We start from the raw sequence: 1031 nt of genomic DNA, 5'->3' as shown, positions 1-1031 counted from the left end.
CCGGCGGCGACCGTCCCGGCCGGCGCGCCGCTGGTCAGCGACCCGGTGCACCTGCGGGTCCCGGCCGGCACCGAGCTGACCGTCAGCGTGTACCTGCCGCGGCGCACGCCGGTCACGACACTGGCCGCTTTCGCGTACCAGGACAACGTGATCGCCGCCGGGAACGTCACCGCGGCCCGTACGGTCACGCCGACCGCCGTGGTCGGGCAGAACCTCTTCCTCTCCGGGGTCAGCGTCGCCTCGGGGGCCGGCGCGATCGTGACCCTCGGCGACTCCATCACCAACGGCGCCAACGCGGCGGCGAACCTCAACCACCGCTGGCCCGACCTGCTGGCCGCCCGGCTGCGCGCCGCGCGCATCGACCGTGGCGTGGTCAACGTCGGCGTCTCCGGCAACCGGCTGCTGCACGACCCCAACCCACCGGCCGGCAGTGACGCGGTGGCGTACGCCGCGTACTTCGCGCAGAGCGCGCTGCGCCGCTTCGACCGTGACGTGGTCGCCCAGCCCGGCGCGGAGTTCCTGATCGTGCTGCTCGGGGTCAACGACCTCGGTCACCCCGGAACCACCGCACCGGCGTCCGAGGTGGTCTCCGCCGACGACCTCATCGCCGGGCACCGCCAGCTCATCGCCCGGGCCCACCAGGCCGGGCTACGGGCCTACGGCGCCACCGTGCTGCCGTTCAAGGACGACACCCTCGGGTTCTACTCGGCGGAGAACGAGCGCAAGCGGGCCGCGCTGAACCACTGGATCCGCACCGGCGGGGACTACGACGCGGTCATCGACTTCGACGCCGCCGTCCGCGACCGCACCGATCCGCTCCGGCTGGCCCCGGCCTACGACAGCGGCGACCACCTGCACCCCAACGACGCCGGGATGGCCGCGCTCGCCGCCGCCGTACCCCTGCGACTCTTCCGGTAGGGAAGGCGTACCCATGAGGCTCCTGCTCGCTCTCGCGGCCCTGGCCGCGCCCTTCTTCGTCGCCGGGCCGGCACCGGCCGCGGCGGCATCACGAGACGCGCTGGCCACGGGGC

Annotated in this window: 1 protein-coding gene; it reads left to right on the top strand. The window is 74.3% G+C overall.

What is annotated here, in order from left to right:
* Positions 1 to 918: GDSL-type esterase/lipase family protein (locus AB0C29_RS50170; RefSeq protein ID WP_360835690.1), on the top strand; the 918-nt coding region annotated here is incomplete at its 5' end.
* Positions 919 to 1031 lie beyond the last annotated feature (113 nt).

This window comes from Actinoplanes sp. NPDC048791, assembly GCF_040650095.1.
Taxonomy (GTDB): domain Bacteria; phylum Actinomycetota; class Actinomycetes; order Mycobacteriales; family Micromonosporaceae; genus Actinoplanes.
Note: the sequence above shows the minus strand (reverse complement) of the source record. Positions and strands in the feature narration are given on the sequence as shown.